This window comes from Veillonella sp. VA142, assembly GCF_003992135.1.
In the GTDB taxonomy this organism is placed as follows: Bacteria; Bacillota; Negativicutes; order Veillonellales; family Veillonellaceae; genus F0422.
In genome coordinates, this window is sequence record NZ_RQVN01000016.1 from 1 (window position 1) to 22467 (window position 22467).

The window sequence follows — 22467 nt, forward strand, 5'->3', positions numbered from 1 at the left end:
TATGTGAAACCCGCACTCTGGCTTATGTTTACTTCTTTCGAAGTAATTACCTTTCATTGTTCAGTTTTCAAAGATCAACTTTATCATCCACAACGCTGTGTTGTGGCGACTAGATTATAATAACAGATTCACAATTTTGTGTCAATAGTTATTTTAATCTTTTTTAATTCTCTGCATCTATGATTTTTAGAAAAATTAAAAGTACTTGTGTATAAAGCACTGAATGTATTATATGATATTTCCAAGTAATTTGCAACCCCACTTTCCAGTAATTTTAGTGTATATTTTCTATAGAATTTTCACTAGATAAGCCACTCCTGTTTAAGTCACCTAAAGGCAATATGACTGTCCTTTTCCAAACGCAAGAAGAGCACGGTGTCCCCTCCTAGAATGCAGTCATGCGTAGTAGTCTTATGATGGTCTCATATTAGTTTTATACGCCAAAGCATTGAAACGAGCAACACGTTCTTGAACAAACATTACGTAGTGCCGTTTGTGAAGGAATGTGTTGCTCGTTTCCTTTTGCTATATACAGATAAGACCGCCAAAGGCTACATAGCATCAAAGGTGAAACCCTTGTTTTTCCGCTATTCTAATCAATGCACTGCGTTTCTCATCTTTTAGTTTCAATCGTCCCACTACTTGGTCTGTAAATTTAGGTAATGGATAGTTCGGACTGCGAAGGTCATAATATTGGTTCATCTCTTCATCGTAGTCTTCTAATAGCTCATGATAATTATCAAATGTACTATATACATCATCAAATACATTCGCTTCTCTTGGCATGCGTGGTTTCAACGCCGGTTTTTGATCTGCCATACCTAACCCCAGTCCCACAACAGGGAACGTTAATTCAGGCAATTTCAGAATTTCAATCATTTTTTCCGCATCATTTAGGATACTACCCAAATACACTGTGCCATATCCCGCTAGTTCTGCGGCAGTTACCATATTTTGTGCTGATAAACACGCATCGGTCCAACCTTGGAAGAATCGATCTGCATCATTTGCTGTATCAAGGTCTAGTTCTTTTTCTTTCATAATTTGTGCATTGCGATAGGCATCTACTACAAATACAAATAGCTCAGGCATATCTTTCACATACTCTTGTTTACATACCTCAGCAATGGCTGCTTTAATTTCTCGATTTACAATCCGAATAATACTGAATGTTTGCATACCCATACTTGTGGCGGTCCGTTTTGCTACATCTAATAATATACTTAGGTGTTGTGGGGATACACGCATTGGTTTATATTGTCGAATACTTTTATGATCTAACATAACATCAATAGGGTTCATCATTTTACTCCTAACTTTCATCATACTTTCACAATATTCATGTAGTATAATAACAATACAAAATGTACTGCACTTCTATCATTGTAGGGCACTTAATTTTTATTTGTCAATATATACATAGTACTAGAAAGGAAGATTTTTATGAAACGCACATTTCTTTTGAAAGCTTTTACTATCGCTGCATTTATCGCATCCGCTACAGTCGGATCTATGGCAGCAGATATCTCACCAGGTGAAATTTCCGTAACAGGCCAAGCCGTTCGCCAAGTCGCACCATCCTATGCACTACTTAATTTAGGGATGTCTAGTAAAAATACATCTGTTCAGTCTGCAAAATCTCAAAATGATGCGATTATGTCTAAACTTATCTCATCCCTACAACATTTAGGCATCTCTAGAAATAATATTCAGACATCTAACATTACTATCAACCCTAATTACGATTATATTGATGGTAGCTCTAAACTAAATGGCTACAATGTGAATAACACAGTTGTAATTAGAATATATAACACCTCCTCAATTGGAAAAGCCATCGATGCAGCGATTGCTAGTGGTGCTTCTGACATTAATTCTCTTACATTCCAAACTGATGTATCGCAAGAGATGGAAGATCAATTATCTACATCTGCTATTAGTGATGCTCGCCACCAAGCGGAAGTGATTGCTAAATCTCTTGGCCGTGAACTAGGTCCCGTTAAATCTGCAAGCTTAGGAACCACACGTACACAGACTATGGAGGTAAACCCTAGATATGCTATGCTGGCAGTAAGAACTATGGAGTTATCTAGCTCTACACCAGTAGAAAATGGTGATATGTCTGCCAACAAAACAGCAAATGTAGTATTCTATTTGCAATAGTATGTATGCCTTTTAATACAACTATGTGATTGCCAAAATACGTGCATTCATATACACATCTACTGACACCAACGATACATGTTGTACATGTCACCTACAACTAACACATGACACATACGAGAATCGTCATCACCACGATGGCGGTTCTTTTTATACCTTACGTTGTCAAGACATAAAAAAACCGTAGCGAACCTAATCAGGTCGCTACGGCTTTTCTTATTTTTTCTTAGGTACTACTTTAAAGCTGTTATGCATTTGCTTTTTCATATCATCTGTTAATGGGCATGGCCATTCATTGATATCATTGTGTTTCTTCAGCTCTTTTAGTTCTTCAGGAGTTAATTTTTGTTTTTCTGCATCATCAAATGTAATCATAATTCTATCACCTCTACTCAGAATAATAGAAAAGGAAAGATCCATTTCTTTCTAATTGTATTATATGATGAAAAGCACCTTCTTGTGAAGATGCTTTTCCTATGTATACACAATACTTTCATCATTGAAGAGACAACAGAATCCATTATAGGATTCATGCAAAGCAAATCTACACTATCCTGTTTATTTCAATGATTACGCACGATCTTTAATTTCTTGTTGGATACTTGCCAAGAATTCTTCCCAAGGAATTGCGCCTTGTTCGCCTACGCCACGTTTACGAACCGCCACTTTTCCTTCTTCCACTTCTTTATCTCCCACAACAAGCATATAAGGAACTTTTTCCATTTGAGCTTGACGGATTTTATAACCGATTTTTTCACTGCGATCATCTAATTCCACACGTACATAGGCATCTTTAAATGCTTTGCGCAATTTTTCAGCGTATTCTACATGTTTTTCACTGATTGGAAGAATTTTTACTTGTACTGGTGCCATCCAAGTTGGGAATGCCCCTGCAAAGTGTTCAATCAAGATACCGATGAAGCGCTCCATGGAGCCGAAGCATGCACGATGAATCATGATTGGACGATGTTTTTGGCCATCTTCTGCAATATATTCCAAGTTGAAACGTTCTGGCAAGTTCATATCCAATTGGATAGTACCACATTGCCATGTACGACCGATAGAGTCACGAATATGGAAGTCTAGTTTAGGACCATAGAACGCACCATCACCCTCGTTGATACGATACGGAATACCTTTCGCTTCAATAGCCTCACGCAATGCTTCAGTTGCCAATTCCCAGATTGCATCGTCACCGATAGCGCCTTCTGGTTTTGTACTTAACTCTACATGATAGGATAATCCGAATTGAGAGTAGATGCGACCGAATAGATCGATAACACTCATTAACTCTTCCTTAATTTGAGATGGTGTCATGAATACATGGGCATCATCTTGTGTAAAGCTACGTACGCGGAATAGACCATGTAACGCACCGCTCAATTCATGGCGGTGTACTAAACCAAGTTCTGCCATACGAATTGGAAAATCACGGTAGGAATGCATTTCATTAGCATATACTAAGATACCCCCTGGGCAGTTCATTGGTTTGATTGCATATTCTGCTCCGTCGATTTGTGTTGTGTACATATTTTCACGGTAATGGAACCAGTGACCAGATGTTTCCCACAAATGTTGGCTTAATATGATTGGAGTACGAACTTCTTCGTAATCGTAATCATGATGGACTTCACGCCAGAAATCTTCTAAAGCGTTACGCACTGCCATGCCTTTTGGCAAGAAGAATGGGAATCCTGGTCCTTCTTCTTTGAGGACGAACAAGCCAAGCTCTTTACCCAATTTACGATGGTCGCGACGAGCTGCTTCTTCTAATAAGTGTAGGTATTCTTCTAGTTCTTCTTTCTTTTCAAAAGCAGTACCATAGATACGTTGCAGCATTTTATTTTTTTCGTCGCCACGCCAGTAGGCACCTGCAATGCTTTGTAATTTGAAAGCTTTCACTTTACCAGTACTTGCTAAGTGTGGACCTGCACAAAGGTCAGTGAAGTCCCCTTGTTTGTATGCAGAAATCACTGCATCAGCTGGTAAGTCATTGATCAATTCTACTTTGTAATTTTCATGTTTTGAGGCAAAGAAATCTAACGCTTCTTGACGTTCCATCAATACTTTTTCGATAGGCAAGTTTTCTTTTACAATACGGCTCATTTCCGCTTCGATTTTTGGCAAATCTTCTGGCACCAGTTTATGTTCCATATCGATGTCATAGTAGAACCCATTTTCGATAGCAGGTCCAATCGCCAATTGTGCATCTGGCCATAAGCGTTTCACTGCTTGTGCCATCACATGAGATGCAGTATGACGGAATGCATGTTTACCTCCGTCGTCCGCAAATGTTAAAAAGCTTACTTTAGATCCTTCCACTAATACTTCACGTAAATCTATTAATTCACCATTTACATCAGCGGCTAATACTTTTTTTGCTAAACTATTTGATAATTGTTTTACTGCTTCAGCTAATGTAGTTCCAGCCGCAAACGCTTTAGAACTTCCATCAGGTAAAATGATATTTACTTCACTCATAGGTTACCTCCCTAGGTCTAATACTAACTATGCCATTGGGAATGGCAATACTTTTTACCAACAAAAAAAGACCCTCTCCCACACAAGGGACGAAGATCTTCGCGGTTCCACCCTAGTTAGCCCCTATTCATAGGACTCACTCTTACGGACGATAACGGGTCCACACGGATTCAATTACAAGCATAGCCTTCACTGAACCAGTTTGAAGGTGGTAACATCTAAGTCTACACTAGATACTCACAGCCAAGGTATCTTTCTCTGAAAGTATAGATGGTTAGGGTCATGTCCTTCGCATCACTGTTGCTTATATAATAATATAATTATAATAAACAAAAACACTATCTATGTCAAGGGAATATTAACTTTTATCCCACGTTTCTTTTGCTGTTTCCAACAAACCTTTAAGGCGTGCTAACCCTTTTCTTCGCAATCGATGGATATAACTATGACTACATTCCATCGTATCTGCAATCGAAGCTACACTGTGATCTTTGTAATATACTTCTTCCACTACATGTTGCTCCGCTATGGGCAACTGTTTCATAGCCGTTGTAACCATATCAGCATACATGCGTTCCTCACAAACGATTTCTGTAGAAGGTCCCTCTGCAGGCAATTGCTCCCACCAAATTTCACCATCTTCTGTCTCCGATTGTAGCACAATCCCTTCTTTACCTTCTTTGCGAAGGTAGTCCAAGATACGACCGCGAATACGATGTACTGCATAGAGGGAAAAGGCTACACCCTTCGTAGAGTCGTATCGCTCTACTGCTTCAATAAGCCCTATTGTCCCCTCTTGGATGCAATCCATCATGTCAATCTTAGAAGATTGATACACATTAGCTTCTTTCAAAACTAAAGGTTGGTAATGCTCAATGATTGTCATACGAGCCTCTAAGTCTCCTTCTTCTTCATACACTTTCCAGAGTCTCTGTTCTTCATCCCACGTCAATAATTCAATTTTATCAACACTGGCGATATAATCATTGAGCATACTTTCACCTCCTTTAGAATCGGTATCTCCATTGTGCCCCTAAGTAGCGTTTATTTTCATTATTAACCCATCCCGTAGCACTAATATTACGATTGATATCATACTGAAAGCCATACGATACATGATCGTTCTTAAGTCCTCTAGTTAAGGTAATCATCAAGTCTGGCACTACATATTTGCCGATGGTCACATTAAAGTTATTTTTTTCCTGCAAATCACGAGAGTCTTTTCCATCTAAAGATCCAGTCGTAATGTTGACTAAATCTAGCCGCAATGTATCTTGTAACACATCTTCGATATAGCCAAATGCTAAAGACTGTAAGCTAGATGTCAGCAAGGCATTAGCATCCTCCGATGTAACACCACTGGTATTCCCCACATTACGTCCAAAGGTTAAAAGCGAAATAATCTGACGTTCTGACAAATTAGGTTCAGACGTTAATTTTAATTTCATTTGCGTAGCAGGTCCTTCTGCTTGTAGAGATATGCGATAGTTTTTCACATTCGCCATGCTCCGTACGTTTAACTCTGGAATAATACTGCCAGTGACGAATTTCGCCTGTCCTTCTGTAATCTTGAAGCGATTTTGCAAATATTTCACATATCCTTTGTTGATAGATAACTTACCACTCGCCTTCGGTTCTCCTACAGTTCCTTCAAACTTCACCTTACCTTGTAAGAACATATCGTAGAGCAATGGATTATACAAGCGTACATTGTTTTTTGCATCAACGGTTATATCTAATCCTAATGGAATCGATGATTCTGAGCTTTCAAAGGTCAATGGAATCGTTCCTACCACATCATGCAATGTGATAGCTCCTACCAAGGTCGGCATATTTTGTTTGTTTACGATGTACAGTTCACCATCTAATGGTCCTGTATAGAAATCGTGGGCAACTTCTATGCCTTTCATCTGTAATGCACCATAGTAGGATGTAATGCTAGGTCCCAACCAACCAATATTACCAGATAATCCGGCATTACCTTTCCCCATCGTAGTGCTACCAGTCATATCTACGTGATGGCCTCTAAATACAAGTTGTCCTTTTAATTGGGTCAACGTTTTTTTCAAAGATTGCAATTGCATGGATCCATTCCCGATCTCTACCGTACCATTGGCCAAGATATTCGATAAATTACCAGTCACATGGACAATACCATGAATATCACCTTCTGCAGATTGCACTTTTTTGAACATCAATGGAAGTACGGATAAGTTTGCTTCATTCATATCCACATACACATCAAATTGCTTACTCACATCATCCGCCACATATTCATTGGTTACAAAAGCACTAAGCGGTAATTTACCACGCACCTTAATAGAAGCGTTGGCTTTCTTAATCATTCCTTGTTGTATGTTCACCACTTGGTCTTCCATGGTTCCTAAGATACTGAATTGATCCAAGCTTATACCATTGATAACTAGTTGTTCCACCTCGCTGGAAAATTCTACTTTTGGCGATTTCGTGAGTCCATGTACGTTAATGATAAAATTCCAGTTTCCCTGCGCATTTACATCTTGCGTAACTAGTGGTAATACAGTTTGTACGGGTACTTTCGATGCCACTAGCTGAATATCTGTAGAGCCATCTAAATCAGCTTTACCCTTACCCACAATGAGACCTTCTTTGATAGGTAATTTGAAAGTTCGAATATCAACTGTCCGCCCACCATAGCCTATATCCACTGTAGCAGTTCCTACAACTTCGTTACGAATCGTAGTATTTTCCAGAGTTCCTTTTACGTCCAGTCTCGGACTGTCACTAGTACCACCTAAATCAATAGTAGCCTGTAATTTACCATTCACATCTGGCACTTGTACGTGGGTTAATGCTAATAATTGATGCAAATCACCGTCTTGTACACGCACATAGCCAAATAAACGTTTTGGATTCTCTAATTGAACTCCACCTTTTACTTCGTATCGGCTAGTACCACTACCGGTGAAAGTTAATTCTTGTAGATGTACTACCTGTGGTGTAATGTATACTGAACCTACTATATCACGCAAGGTAGTGTCCTTCACTTGTAACGTATCAGACTGTACTGCCCCTTCAAAAATAGGTGCATCCACAGTACCACCAAGATGACCCTCAGCCCCTACATAACCGACTACATTCAACCCCGTATCACGGGCAAAGGGTTCAATTGGCAGCTCATCACCGACAAAGTTGACATCTAACTGCTTACCTTGTACTCCGCCATCTGCAATGATGGTGGCTCCATAGGTACTAATTTCTAACTTAGGCAAATATAGACGTCCATCTTTGTATGTATACCCTCCTTCAATCGAAGTAAAGAGTTTACCATATATGGAACCATCCCAAGCTTTCAGATGACCTTCTATTTGTGGATTTCGTACTGTCCCCTGTACATGAATATCCGTATTAACCCATCCCGTCATAGGGATATCTGTGAACGTTGGCAACACATCTTCTATTCGCACATCCTTCGCGGATCCTTTGATATCCACATTTCGTTCACCATCTAAGCGGATGTATCCTCCTAAGTCATAGGTGCTTTTTTTATACTCTAAATTCCCTGCAAGAATATGGAGAGTATTATCGTCTAACTTTGTTTTAATATTCGCACGGTCAAGTTTGGTTGTGCCATAGGAAAGTGTTTCACCAGCAATCGTAACCGTTCCTGTCGGATTCTCTAGGGACCCTTGTAAGTTAGCCTCTAAAGAAACAGTGCCGCCCAACGGTTTAGGGCTCCACCCATTGAATTGTTCTAATCCAATATTAGTGCCATGCAAATTAATACCAAATATACCATCGCCGAATCGGCCACTACCAGTGAACGTGCCTCGACCCCAACTACCGTTTAGATATGGCACTATTAGCTGTGTACCATCCCATGATACACTAGCATCCAAGGCATCCACTAAGATAGATTCATACCCCATATGGCGTCCCTGTACAGAGCCATTTAGTTTTGAAATAGAACCTTGTTTTCCCTCAATGGCTAAGGAACCACTTACTGTGCCCTGTATAGAAGGTAATCCCTCAAGAGGCAATCCATACAAAGATACATTCTGTACCTCTACTTGTGCTGAGAAATCTTCTGTATCCACATGGTAGGATCCAGTTCCAGTTACGATTCCTCCTTGAGTAGTCAGTTCTGCATCTCCCACATGTATTACTTGGTCGCCATAAGAAAGATGGGCTTTCCCACGATTCACCGTAATTCCTTCATAGGCAATATCTCGCAGCTCTACATCTCCACTGGCTTTTACATTCGACACAGGACCTGTTAGGAGTGCATCTGCCGTAATATATCCTGTCATCGGCAGTTGATCAAACGAGGATAGATTCCATTCTTTCAATCCTACATTGACATGTAATGTAGGGTCTTCATCAAAGATATGATGTACAGTACCATTGACACGAAGGTGTTCTTCATTCACATTAGTCTCGATTCCGTCCAGGAATAACACGTCTCCATGGATTTGGAGTTTTCCCTTTCCCGAGGTTAATCGATAACCTTGAAGAGTTGTCCCCACGTTTTGGAAGGAAAGTCCACCTTCCCCATACCAGAAGCCACCACGTTGTTGCATCGTCAACGCTACATCTGTTAGCTCACCAGTTATAGAACCTACCGTATTAGGTAAGGAGATTCGACTCACAATAGGAGCCATATCCAAATGCGGAGTTTCCACATAGAACGATCGATTGCCACTGTCATCCAAGGCCCATTGTATCTTAGAATGAATTTGGTCCTTTCCTATATAAGCATCCACGACTCCATCTAGCATATGTCCACCATCACCTAGGACAGTCACATTCACATCTGATAATAGCAATGGTTCTGCCTGAGGCAAGACTAAGGACACAGTCCCATTCTCTAATCGCACCAGTCCACTAAATTGACTAGGACTATCTGACTCTCGCTCTTTTACTAACTGTAGTACATTCCATTGTCCGTGCTCATCTTGCACCACATTCACATGCGGTGAACTGATAGTAATCGTACCGACTAAGGCATCTGGTGATACCTGTCCAAAAGGATATTGCAATACCTTAAGCCATTGAATAGATACCGTCAACGCATCTGCGGTAAGTACATGTTGTCCTCTCACATCGTCTACGATGAGGTCTTTCATTTGAACGGAACCATCCCAATTAATGTGAAATGTTGAATAGGAAACAGTTCCATTCAGTGCTGTATGTAATTGTTCTTGCACATAAGGTCCTACATAGGTTTCACTCAGTGGTTGTAAGCCGAATCCAACACCTACTATACATCCACTCAGTACAATACCTAGTATCCAGTGTTTCCTCTTCATGATTCACCTCATATTGGTATAATCACTATCCTTGATTAACAAATTTTACGCCACTGCCTACAGCAGCTACTACGGGAATACCCATAGCTTTTTCTAAGGTAGCCATGCTTAAGTTGTAGTTATATAGAGCATCTACATAATTATTACGCGCAGTAGCTAAGGCTGTTTCCGCATCAAGCACATCCACATTCGTGCCTACTCCAGAACGATAACGCAATGTTTTGATACGAAAATCCTCTTGTCCCGCTTCTACTGCGGCATGTGTACTTTGAATTTTTTGTTCTGCCGCTTTTAAATTTAAGTACGCCTCTTGCACTTGTAACTCTACCGTATCAATCGTTTGTGCGTAAGCCTCTTTCGCTTTCTCTAAGTTTGCTTTGGCATTACTTACATTGGCTTTCGATTGGCCACCATCCCACAAATTCCAAGATAAGGTAGCGCCTACGGACCAATTTTTGTTATCGTTACCAGCCCAATGTGTACCATTCATAGCACGGCTAGCACTTGCATTCACTACCGGAATATCGGAGGCATCCACACGGCTTACATTTTCTTCGGCAGACTTCACAGCCATTGCTGCTTGTACAATCGTTCCACGATGTGCCACCCCATAAGATTTAGCAGATTCCAATGAAATACCATATGGTACATAGGTTAATTCCTTATCGGCTGTTACGATTGGTATCGACACTGGCAATCCTACATGATTATTAAACTTTGCTTCTGCTAAGCTAGCTGCATTTTTCGCTTCTACTAAGGTAGTTTTGGCATTGGCTAATCTTGTATTTGTTGCCAATACATCAGATTTAGATACAATACCTACTTGATATTGTAAATTTGCATTTTTCAAATGTTCTTCATAGTCACGAACTGTTTGTTCTGCTACACTCACTTTATTGCGAGACATAATAAGGGATAAGTAATTCGTTGTAGCCGTTAATTTCGCTGTTTGTGCTGCTTCTGTTAAGGCAGCACCGCTACCATCCCTGTTGTATTTAGCCACTTCAATTTGCGCACCTAAGGCACGATTAAACAGAGATACATCTAGCTTTAATGCGTGAGAAAAAGTATTAGTTTTTTTTACCTCAGTGTCTGTATGGTCTGCCTTATACAGATAGGATACAGACGGATTTCTACCGCTAGTAGCAACCCCTACTTGCGCCGCTGCCGCTTCATACTCCCATTGAGATTGATGTAAAGATCTATTATTTTGTAATGCTAAGGCAATAGATTGTGGCAAAGTCACAGTCACAGCCTGTCCTTTTGCCTGTACTTGGCTTTGGTAGGCCTTCGTCATCATTGCTGCTTGAGCAGTCGCCTTTTGTTGAAAATCCACTAATTTCACTGTATCTGTCTGCGGTGCTGACGCTCCTACTATACATGCATACGCTGCCAACATCGCTGCCACTGTCATTATTTTTGTATTCATTGGGTCCTCCTAAAATGTCTTTCTTAGCCCAAAATAATTCTCACGTGTATGGTCATGTCCGTACCAAGTCCATTGACCTACTGCATAAGTATCTTTCCACAGTTGAATATCTGAACGAATCCTATAGGAACCATGGCGGATGTCAAATAAACTTCCAGATATTGCCAATGGTTTTCCAAATCCAAAATCAGCACCTATACCCAATTTCCCATCAAATAAACCTCCTCGTAGGTATACTTGATCTAGCACTCGTTTCCCATAGGTAAGGTCCACATTAGAACCATTTCCTATATTGGAAATCCCTAAAGTATACATGGCATCGTTATGTATAAGACGCACATCTGCATCGGTACGAACTTTTTTATCTTCTGGGTTGTATAGTACCTCTGCTCCTATTTGCGTCTTAAGATCCGACTTTTTTCCATCCGAACCTGCTTTCACGTCCCCACCGGTAAGACGATTTAGCTTAGTCGTCAATTGTGCCGTATTGTGCAATGTTTCTTTAATGTCTGCAGCGCTTTTTGGATCCGTTACAACCCCTTCCATAGCGCCTGCCATTTTTGAAATGCTGTCAGTAGTAGTTTTTAAATTATTTACAATTTGACGCATTTCTGTACCCGCTTGACCGTCTACATTAAATTGCTTCATATTCACATCCATTTGATTCGTCAGGGATTCCATATTTCGCGTAATCCCCACCATATTGGTTGTTAAGGCAGAAATATTATCGCTATTATTGGCTAGCATAGCATTCATTTGGGCTGTTAAATTTGCTGTATTTTGAGCAATTAATTCCGTAGATTGCAAAGCATTTCGTAAAGCACTTTGTGTTTTTTCATCCCCAATAATACCGTTCATAGATTGCAATGTGGTGGTAGCTGCTTCCATCAATTTCGTGGCTTGTGCCATCGTTTTATCGATTTCACTTTTTCCATCCCCTGTGATGAACGCACCATCATCTAAATATAAGGTACTACGACCTGGCGTAATTTGGATAAATTTATCCCCTAAAATACCATCGCTTTCCATAGTAAAAGCAGAATCTGTAGGAATCTTTACATCTTTATCAATGTCCATAGACACGGTAATTCCTTTATCAGTGACTTGCATAGATTTGATTTTCCCTACTTTCACCCCTGAAAAACGCACGGTATTACCTTCTTTCAGCCCCGTTACGGATTGAAAATTCCCTGTAATATGCATAGTAGGCGCTGCAAAAATATCAAATCGTCCCAAGAACACAATACATATAGCAAATAAGACTATCCCCGCTACCGTAAATAGGCCTACCTTTGCCTCTGTTGTCCACTTCATGGCTTATCTCCTTCTTCTTATATCACTGCTTTTACAGATTTACGTCCCTCAATAAATTGTTGTACCTTCGGATTCTTAGAATGTCTAAAGTCTTCCGTTGGTGATACTTCAATAAACTTTCCTGTATCTAACAACGCAATGCGATCAGCCACAAAAAAAGCAGAATTCATATCGTGAGTGACCACGATGGAACTACATTGTAAATGAGATTGCATACTTCGTATTAATCGACTGATCGTTCCCGATGTAATCGGATCTAACCCTGATGTCGGTTCATCATAGAGGATAATATTAGGATTTAAAGCAATGGCCCGAGCTAAACTAATCCGTTTTTTCATACCTCCTGACAACTCACTAGGCATATAGTGCTCCGTTTTTGGTAGTCCTACCATACGCAACTTTCTGGCTACTGTGCGCTGAATTTCCTCTTCACTCATAGTGGTATGTTGACGCAAGCCAAAGGCCACATTCTCGCCAACACTCATGGAGTCAAATAAGGCAGAATATTGAAAGACCATCCCCATGGTTTGTCGTAATTTGTCGAATTCATTCTCATCAATTTTCGTAATATCTACTCCATCGACTAAAATAGTACCACTGGTAGGTCGTAACAATCCAATAATCAATTTAAGCAAGGTACTTTTACCTGCTCCAGATCCTCCTAAAATAGCTAAGGTTTCTCCATCCTGGATAGTTAAATCTACATGGTCTAAAATCATTCTATTCTCATAGGATAGGACCACATTTTGTAATTCAATCATAGGTCCTCCTAGAATAATAACACCGATAAAAAGTAATTTAATATAAAGACTAATATGATACTTGTCACTACAGAACTTGTCGTCGCATACCCAACAGCAGTGGCACCCATATCTGTATACATGCCTTTATAGGATCCCACTAAGGCAATGACAGCACCAAATACGCAGGATTTAATTAATCCATACGTCAAATCAGATAAAATCGCAAAAATTTGAATAGAATCTAAATAGGTAGCACCTGCTAACCCTTTTACTACTGTAGCTACTAAATAACCGCCACCAGTCCCAATAAGAACACCATAAAATGTTAGGATGGGCACCATAATCATACAAGCCACGACACGAGGTACCACAAGATATCCAATAGGGTTCACTGCCATCACCTTCAAGGCGTCGATTTGCTCAGTGACCTTCATCGTTCCTAGCTCTGCTGTGATAGCCGCGCCCACACGACCGGCTAATACAACGCCTACTAAAACTGGGCCTAATTCACGTCCCATGGCAATAGCCATAATGCCGCCTACAGTTCCTTGTGCTCCATAACGAATGAGTACATCCGCTACTTGTAATGTCATAACAGCACCAGCAAAAAACATGGTTAATGACAAGATTGGCAAAGAGTGCACTCCTAAATGCGCCATTTGTTCAATTGTTAGTTTCCAATTTATTTTCGGTAATTGTTCTATGGTCCTCCATAATAACAGCATGGCCTCTCCTATCTGGGATAGGAAAAAGATCATTTTCTTACCAATCCATGTTAACCAAGTCATAGTTCCTCCTGAGTATTTGTATCAACTTTCAGTATATCACAAAACTCTTTGAATGTGCAGTAGTACCATAGGAGTTTTCAAAAATAAGAGCAGGAAATGATGATGTATCACTTCCCGCTCTCTTCAGATGAACCTATTTATTTTTCTGTTGGTCTGACTCTTCTGCTTTTGCTTTCTCCACTAATTTTGAAAGCTTTTCTTTCATTCGTTTCTTACGCAAATGATCCCGATCTTTTTTATCCACTACCTGCACAGTAAACTGTCCATCACCTAAGACGACGTAATCCACTACCACTCGTGTAGCTTCATTTTTTTCTTTTTCGTCGTCATCAGATGCTTTCAAACCTTTTTTATGTTTTCCTCCATTTGGTAGCGCATCCTCATCAAAATCATCACTATCTGTTTCTAGTCGTTGCTTTTTCACCTTGTCGCCAGATTCTTCAACCATACTAATATCATCAGCTAAAAATTCTGCTACAATTTGGTTATTTTGGTCATCTTCACTTAACTCTTTAAAATAGTCTTCAAAAGTTTTAGGTACTTTCAATCGTTGTACAATTTCATCTGTCAAATTGTATTTTTGTTTTTCAAATAAATATGGTAACGGAATCTCTCCGCCTCCACGAACTTCTAATGTGTAAGTCCCTAATTTTTGATCTTCTGGCACTTTAAAGATAATTTCTCGTTGAATCTTTCCTTCGCGGTAAGCTTGTAAGTTTGCTGTAATCACAATATTATCTCCTGGAGAAACAACGACTTGGTCCGCACTAGCATCGATGATTGTAGCGGTTCGTTTTGCTTCTTCCACTTGTACATCTACTTGAATATCACGAATTTCATAGTCTTTGAAAGCATTGTTCATCAAACTTTCCACAATATCAAATAATTCATCGATAGATTTTTCCGACACTGAGCTACTAGAGTAGATCATATTACGTCGCTCTAAGGTAGGCAATTTAGGATCCACTGGGGTAATCTTAATATTAATTTTAGCTGTGCCACCGCCTACACGATCCAATGTTCTATTTAACAAACTATAGACAGATGTAGCCACTAACGTTGGGGTCAGATTAGGAGATTCAACGACAGTGACTGCTGCGTTCCGTTCTACACCACGATCTAAATCGCGTAAATTCATCCGTACAGGAACACCTTTCCCAAATACGCCAACAGTACCAGCTATCCCTGCCCCGCGATCTTCTGTGATGACGCCCACTTCTCGGCCTAAGGAACCTAATTTAAAACCAGAGTCTATACTTTTTACGACAGTAAAAATACTAGAGTTATTCATGAAATAACCGGTAGAGCCTCGTTTATCGAATGGATGACCAAAGGCAACCACTTTATCCTTATCTACATAGGTAACGGTGCCTACGGCGCCCATCTTTAAATCACCTTTTACAAGTAGTGCTGCTATAGAACCACCAGGTACCATCGGTTTCACAATATCATCGGTGCTATCACTAGCCGTAGCATATCCTTTATAACCAAAGTCTTTAAATTTAGTTCCCAAATATGACAAAGATGCTTCATCATAGCCATCTGCCATTAATGGAGTCCCCAAAGGTATTAACTGGGTATCCTTCCAAGGATTCGGTAAATCTTTTTGGTATTTCTCATCCCATAGTTTTACCATTTGTTCGATCGGTGTAACCATTCCCAAGGTACCATCTGTAAATCCCCAACCATAGGCAACAGCACCTACCAATTTGCCATCAATGTATACGGGACTACCACTCATTCCATGAACAATACCACCAGATGCATCTATAACCGGTCCAGATACTTTCACTAAGATAAGATCTCCTGATGGGCCATGTTGTTTCATGATACCTAGAACTTCGACCTTAAAGGAATCAATCTTGTCCCCTTGTACCACCGTATCTGCATGACCTACCATGCCACGGTGTAAATCTTCTACTTTCATAAACTCTATTGCATGAGCACTTGTAAAAGTAGCCCCACACAATAAGAGCGCCAGCACACCCTTACTGTACCGACGCCAAAAACGATGTAATTTCATCTATATCGCCTCTTCTTATTGATTATTAATAATTAATCATTAATTATTTATCACTGTTACTATTTGACCACGTTCCACGGAAGCACCTGGTTCCACAGAAACTGATTGCACCACGCCATTCACTGTAGCACGGGATGCCACCATAGGTCCCCCTAATGTTTGCACTGTTAACAATGGGTCTCCTTCTTTTACAGAAGTCCCTACGCTGACTACAGACACTACTTCACCAGATAAAACAGTTTCATGATTCACTGGTGCAGCTTGTGCTGTAGTTGTCACAAAGAATGCTGCTAACAAAGCCCCCAAACTATATAGAAAAACTTTTTTCATATATATACACCTCCTACATCTTTCTTCCATGTACAGTATATCATACTTACAAGAGTTAGAACAATTAATTCCTAGTAAACTAGTATTAGTATCCACTATATTCTTCTTACTATCTATAGTATATATCCCATATATGAAAGAATCATGAATATACGTATATACCTATCGTAATTCTTCTAATGTATCTCGTAACTGGTTCAACTCAGACAAAGCTTTCCCCGTACCTAATATAACAGAGTATCGAGGGTGTTCTACTACATAGGCGGGACGTCCCGTTTTTTCTGTAATCATACGGTCTAAACCACGAAGTAAAGAACCACCGCCGGTCAAGATAATGCCATGATCATTAATTTGCGCTAATAACTCAGGTGGCGTCTTTTCTAAAATACAAATAATACCTTCCACAATATCTTGCACAGGTCTATCCAAAGCAAACTTCATATCTTTTGAAGTAATTTCCACGGCACGCGGCAATCCTGTTACACTATGCCGTCCTCTAACGATAGCACGTTCCTCGCCAGACCTTGGATCTACCGTCCCCACTTCAATTTTTAGGTCTTCTGCCGTCAAAGGTCCTATAAGGATCTTTTTCTTACGCTTCATGTATTGTAGTAACGCTTCATCAAAGGTATCACTGCCGATACGCAAGCTTTCACTGACCACCACACCAGAATCACAAATCACGGCAATATCCGTTGTGCCACCACCGATATCGACCACCATAGCACCCACTTGGTCGGCCTTATCTAATCCCGTACCAATAGCAGCTGCCAATGGCTCTTCCATGAGTACAATTTTCCGAGCCCCAGCTTGTAATAACACTTCTAACACGGCCCGCTTTTCTACTGGCGTAATACTGGATGGAACACAAGCTATAATGCGAGAACGAATTAGACCAGATACGGGGGCTACACGGCGAATAAAATGACGTAGCATATATGCCGTTGTATCATAGTCAGCAATAACGCCTCCTTTTAAAGGCTGAATGACTTCGATGCCCTCTGGAGTTCTACCTAATATGTCCCGTGCTTCATGACCTATGGCAATCACTTCTCTAGTCTTTGTATCGCAAGCCACAAATCCTGGCTCATCTAGAACAATACCTCGACCTTTGACATACATCACTACATTAGTAGTACCCAAATCGATGCCAATATCCGTAGTCCATAAGTGACTCATTTTTTCAAGGAAAGATACAGGGCGACTTTCCCGTTTAAAGGATGTTTGTTTAGTAGTCGTTCCTATTGGTTTTCTACGTACACGACGTTGTTTCCGTCTATCCTCTTTTGTGTGAGGTTCTTTTTGCTTACTCGTCCACCCGAACAATGTTAGCACCTATTCCTTTTAATTTTGCCACTAAATTATCATAGCCACGATCGATGTGTGTTAATTGGCCTACTTTAGTCACGCCAGAGGCTGCTAACCCTGCACACACTAAGGCAGCACCACAGCGTAAATCAGTAGCTTCCACTTCAGCGCCTACCAATTGTTCCACACCAGTGACAATTGCTTTACGATCGTCTACTTCGATAGAGGCACCCATCTTTTTCAACTCGTCCACATGCATAAAACGATTTTCAAAAACCGTTTCCATTACAGTACTTGTGCCCTTTGCAATGGTCGTCATCGCCATAAATTGGGCTTGCATATCTGTAGGGAATCCTGGATACGGCAAAGTTTTGATAGATGTTGCTTTCAATTGTCCATTACTAATGACACGAATACCATCCACATCTTCCTCTACAGTAACGCCAGCTTCTTTCAGTTTCGCTACTACAGGCTTCAAATGTTCTGACAGAGCATTTTCTACGTATACATCGCCACCAGCCATAGCTGCTGCAATCAGGTATGTACCAGCTTCAATACGGTCAGGTATCACTGTATGTACAGCGCCTTTCAACTCTTTTACCCCTTCAATACGGATCACATCTGTACCAGCGCCGCGAATATTAGCCCCCATGCTATTCAAGAAAGTAGCTAAGTCAACGATTTCAGGTTCTTCCGCAGCATTTTCAATAATTGTCTTACCTTCTGCAAAAGTAGCCGCCATAATCACATTTTCAGTAGCCCCAACACTTGGGAAGTCTAGATAAATTAAGTTCCCCTTTAAACCTTCTGGAGCTTTTGCTTCTACAAAGTCTTCTCCCATAGTAATGGTAGCCCCTAGTGCTTCAAAGGCTTTTAGATGCAAATCGATAGGACGACTACCAATAGCGCAACCACCTGGTAAGGCAATACGAGCTTCTCCTTTACGGGCCAATAAGGGTCCCATGACCAAAAAGGACGCTCGCATACGACGAACTAAATCATATGGTGCTTCTGTAGCAGAAATTGTAGATGCATCAAAAGTAATATTTTCTCCATCTTTTGTTACTTTCACACCAAGAGATGCAATCACATCACAAATAGTATGAACATCTTCCAAATCTGGAATTTCAAGCAGGGTGCTTGGAGTAGACGCTAATAAAGTCGCTGCAATAATAGGTAGCACTGCATTTTTTGCACTGCTTACACGAATCCGACCTGCTAAAGGCGTACCTCCTTGAATAATAAGCTTTTCCAACTGAATTCCTCCTAATCTTATCTAACCGTGTAACATACAACTATTTTCTATACTTATACTCATCTATTATGTAAGCCTACTTAGTAAATATACACTAAAAAAGGCTATTTATATGGGATAAACATTCTATCTTAGTATACTAAATCTTGTTCGTATATGCAAGAAAAAGACCGTCTTATGACGGTCTTTCCGACGATAGGTATATCCTGTTTTATTTCACTTTCATAGAAAGCTTTTTATCCAATCGATGGATGGTATCAACAAAACGAACAGTTCCCGTTTGATAACGCATTACTACAGAATGAGTGCGAGCGCCACCTGGGAAGTATTTGATAGAAGATAATACATTCCCTTCTGTAATGGCTGTAGCCGAGAAGATCACATCCTCACCACTGACTAAATCATCGATGGTCAAGACCTTGTTCAAATCAGTAATGCCCATTTCATGACAGCGACGAATCTCTTCATCTGTTGCAGGTTTCAAACGAGCCTGCATATCACCACCTGTACATTTTAAAGCAGCTGCGGCTAATACTCCTTCTGGAGCTCCACCAGTACCTACTACCATATGGATACCAGAGCCTTCTAATCCGCATTCCATAGCTGGATTTACGTCACCATCTGTAATTAAACGAATACGAGCTCCTGCAGCGCGGCATTCGTCCATCAACCCTTGGTGACGTTCACGATCTAACATGACTACTGTTAAATCATCAATAGCGCGTTCCATTTTAGCAGCTACACGGCGTAAATTTTCAGTCATGGAAAGGTTCAGGTCGATAACACCTTTGGCACGTGGTCCTACACACAATTTTTCCATGTACATATCTGGAGCATGTAATAAACCACCTTTAGGGGCAATAGCCAATACGGCAATCGCACCATTTTGACCTTTCGCAATTAGATTCGTGCCTTCAATAGGGTCTACGGCGATATCTACTTCTTCCCCACCTGCCCCAACACGTTCACCAATGTACAACATTGGTGCTTCATCAATTTCACCTTCTCCAATCACAACGGTACCAGAAATTGGCACTGTATCGAAGGTTTGGCGCATACCATCAACAGCTAATTGATCTGCTGCATCTTTGGCTCCACGACCACATAAACGACCACTTTTTAATGCCGCTGCTTCTGTAACACGAACAAACTCTAAGGCTAATGTGCGATCCATTTTGATCCTCCCACTTGTGTCTACTATTTATTAGCTGCTTCCCAGTCCGCTAGAAAACGTGCTAACCCTGCATCTGTTAATGGATGTTTCAAGGATTGTTGTAATACGTTAAACGGCACTGTAGCAATGTGTGCCCCTGCTTTGGCACATTGTGTCATATGCATAGGCGTGCGAACGCTAGCTGCAATGATTTCTGTTGAAATATTATGAATCATAAAGATTTCAGCAATATCTTCGATTAATTGGATTCCGTCCATAGAAATATCATCTACACGACCAACAAAAGGACTTACATAGGTAGCACCAGCACGGGCTGCCAATAATGCTTGATTCGCAGAGAAAATTAATGTTACATTCGTCTTAATTCCTTCTTTAGAAAGCACGGATACTGCTTTTAAGCCTTCTGCCGTCATAGGCACTTTAATCACTACATTGTCGCCCAACTTAATTAATTCATGGGCCTCCTTCACCATTTCTGGTGCTGTCGTAGCAATCACCTCTGCACTTACTGGTCCCTCTACAAGATCAGCAATTTGTTGAATCACTTCGTGTAAGTCACGTTTTTCTTTCACGATTAAAGATGGGTTTGTCGTTACCCCTGCAATAAAGCCCATTTCATAGGCTGCTTTAATGTCATCAAAATTAGCTGTATCAATGAAGAATTTCATAGCTGACTCCTTTCTAAGCCTCTGGATGAATATGAGTTAAGCCCCCCATATATGGTTGAAGTGCTGTTGGAATACGTACAGATCCGTCTGCTTCTTGATTATTTTCCAAAATAGCAGCTACTGTACGACCTACAGCTAAACCAGATCCATTTAATGTATGTACAAATTCTGGTTTACCTTTTTGTTCACGACGGAATTTAATATTACCACGACGTGCTTGGAAATCCGTCATGTTAGAGCAAGAAGAAATTTCACGATAGACACCTTGGCTTGGCATCCAAACTTCGATATCGTATGTTTTAGCAGAACCGAATCCCATATCGCCTGTGCACAATGTAATCACACGATGTGGCAATTCTAAGGCTTGTAAAATGCTTTCTGCTTGTGCTGTCAATGTTTCTAATTCTACAAAAGACTCTTCTGGTTTTGCGAATTTTACTAATTCTACTTTATTAAATTGATGTTGGCGAATTAAGCCGCGTGTATCACGGCCAGCAGAACCTGCTTCAGCGCGGAAACAAGCAGTAAATGCTGTGTAATATTTAGGCAATTCATCTGCTGTCAAAATTTCATTGGCATGATAATTTGTCAATGTGACTTCTGCCGTTGGAATTAAGAAATAGTTTTCCCCTTCCACTTTATACATATCTTCAGCAAATTTTGGCAATTGACCTGTATTTGTCAACGTTTCACGAGTGACGATGTACGGTGTCATCATTTCTGTAAAACCAGCTTTGCCATGCATATCTAGCATAAAGTTAATCAATGCCCGTTCTAAGCGAGCACCAATCCCTTTGTAGATAGTGAAACGGGCACCACTTTCTTTGGCAGCTCTTTCAAAATCTAAAATATCTAAGGATTCCCCTAAATCCCAATGAGCTTTTACATCAAAATCAAAGGAACGAGGTATCCCCCAACGACGTTGTTCGATATTTTCATTTTCATCAGCCCCAACTGGTACAGAAGCATCACACATGTTAGGTAACATCAAAGCCACTTGTTGTAATTCTGCTTCTACTTCACGCAATTTAGTATCCAATGCGCCGATTTCATCACCTACACGTTGCATTTCTGCAATTTTGTCATCTGCATTTTCTTTATTGCGTTTCAGTTGACTGATTTCTGCGGTTACTGCATTACGTACTGCTTTCAATTGTTCCACTTCTTGGATGATAGTACGTCTTTCATCATAGAATTTTACAAAACTAGCTAAGTCGCCTGTTGTATGGCGACGATCTAAGTTTTCTTGTACCGTTTCAATATTTTCGCGGACAAATTTTAAATCCAACATAATCCTGACCTCATAGAATTCATTTAAGTACTTAATTAATCTATCTTTAATATTAGCACATTTGCTATTACTTTTCTACCTTAATAGGCATTTACTTAGGCAATTTTCCCTTACCCTCTCTCCATCTCTGAAAGGATAACAAAACAGCGACCAAACTCATTCCTGTTTAGTCGCTGTCCATATACGCATCTCACAGCTTCATGAGACCTACG

The 22467-nt window shown here is 40.3% G+C and carries 17 protein-coding genes; 1 reads left to right on the plus strand and 16 read right to left on the minus strand.

Annotated features, from left to right (window positions below; genetic code table 11):
- Positions 1–561: 561 nt before the first annotated feature.
- Positions 562–1302: an NADPH-dependent oxidoreductase gene (locus EO117_RS06725; protein WP_126939713.1), complete on the minus strand. Its 741-nt coding sequence runs from the start codon at positions 1300–1302 to the stop codon at positions 562–564.
- A gap of 141 nt (positions 1303–1443) precedes the next feature.
- Here EO117_RS06725 and EO117_RS06730 point away from each other — a divergent pair, with 141 nt between their 5' ends.
- On the plus strand, positions 1444–2163 hold the full coding sequence (locus EO117_RS06730; protein WP_126939714.1) for an SIMPL domain-containing protein: 720 nt from the start codon (positions 1444–1446) through the stop codon (positions 2161–2163).
- A gap of 216 nt (positions 2164–2379) precedes the next feature.
- Here EO117_RS06730 and EO117_RS09245 read toward each other — a convergent pair whose 3' ends face one another.
- The 15 genes from EO117_RS09245 to serS form a co-directional block, all read right to left on the minus strand.
- Positions 2380–2538: a hypothetical protein gene (locus EO117_RS09245; protein ID WP_164727519.1), complete on the minus strand. Its 159-nt coding sequence runs from the start codon at positions 2536–2538 to the stop codon at positions 2380–2382.
- A 195-nt stretch (positions 2539–2733) separates the two neighbouring features.
- On the minus strand, positions 2734–4644 hold the full coding sequence (gene thrS, locus EO117_RS06735; protein ID WP_126939715.1) for a threonine--tRNA ligase: 1911 nt from the start codon (positions 4642–4644) through the stop codon (positions 2734–2736).
- A 358-nt stretch (positions 4645–5002) separates the two neighbouring features.
- Positions 5003–5638 carry a sigma-70 family RNA polymerase sigma factor gene (locus EO117_RS06740; RefSeq protein ID WP_126939716.1) on the minus strand — a complete coding sequence of 212 codons (636 nt, stop codon included), beginning with the start codon at positions 5636–5638 and terminating at the stop codon, positions 5003–5005.
- A 13-nt stretch (positions 5639–5651) separates the two neighbouring features.
- Positions 5652–9932: a translocation/assembly module TamB domain-containing protein gene (locus EO117_RS06745; protein WP_126939717.1), complete on the minus strand. Its 4281-nt coding sequence runs from the start codon at positions 9930–9932 to the stop codon at positions 5652–5654.
- Between the two features lie 25 nt (positions 9933–9957).
- Complete coding sequence (locus EO117_RS06750; protein ID WP_126939718.1) at positions 9958–11361, minus strand: TolC family protein; 1404 nt, start codon at positions 11359–11361, stop codon at positions 9958–9960.
- Positions 11362–11370: 9 nt separating this feature from the next.
- Entirely contained in the window at positions 11371–12675 is a 1305-nt protein-coding gene (locus EO117_RS06755) for an MlaD family protein (protein ID WP_126939719.1), read from the minus strand.
- 17 nt (positions 12676–12692) lie between these two features.
- Positions 12693–13436 (minus strand): ABC transporter ATP-binding protein, encoded by a 744-nt coding sequence (locus EO117_RS06760; RefSeq protein ID WP_126939720.1) that lies wholly within the window; start codon positions 13434–13436, stop codon positions 12693–12695.
- An 8-nt stretch (positions 13437–13444) separates the two neighbouring features.
- A complete protein-coding gene (locus EO117_RS06765; protein WP_126939721.1) occupies positions 13445–14206 on the minus strand; it encodes an ABC transporter permease in 762 nt (253 codons plus the stop codon).
- Between the two features lie 133 nt (positions 14207–14339).
- A complete protein-coding gene (locus EO117_RS06770; protein WP_126939722.1) occupies positions 14340–16229 on the minus strand; it encodes a SpoIVB peptidase S55 domain-containing protein in 1890 nt (629 codons plus the stop codon).
- A gap of 39 nt (positions 16230–16268) precedes the next feature.
- Positions 16269–16559, minus strand: a complete 291-nt coding sequence (locus EO117_RS06775; RefSeq protein WP_126939723.1) for a biotin/lipoyl-containing protein — start codon at positions 16557–16559, stop codon at positions 16269–16271.
- A 162-nt stretch (positions 16560–16721) separates the two neighbouring features.
- Positions 16722–17894 carry a rod shape-determining protein gene (locus EO117_RS06780; protein ID WP_126939724.1) on the minus strand — a complete coding sequence of 391 codons (1173 nt, stop codon included), beginning with the start codon at positions 17892–17894 and terminating at the stop codon, positions 16722–16724.
- Positions 17866–19122, minus strand: a complete 1257-nt coding sequence (gene murA / locus EO117_RS06785) for a UDP-N-acetylglucosamine 1-carboxyvinyltransferase (protein WP_126939725.1) — start codon at positions 19120–19122, stop codon at positions 17866–17868. The genes EO117_RS06780 and murA overlap by 29 nt, the downstream gene beginning before the upstream one ends.
- Positions 19123–19333: 211 nt before the next feature.
- Positions 19334–20296, minus strand: a complete 963-nt coding sequence (gene glpX, locus EO117_RS06790; protein WP_126939726.1) for a class II fructose-bisphosphatase — start codon at positions 20294–20296, stop codon at positions 19334–19336.
- 23 nt (positions 20297–20319) lie between these two features.
- Positions 20320–20964, minus strand: coding sequence for a fructose-6-phosphate aldolase (fsa, locus tag EO117_RS06795; protein ID WP_062401432.1), 645 nt, complete (start codon positions 20962–20964; stop codon positions 20320–20322).
- 13 nt (positions 20965–20977) lie between these two features.
- Positions 20978–22255, minus strand: coding sequence for a serine--tRNA ligase (serS, locus tag EO117_RS06800; RefSeq protein WP_126939727.1), 1278 nt, complete (start codon positions 22253–22255; stop codon positions 20978–20980).
- Positions 22256–22467 lie beyond the last annotated feature (212 nt).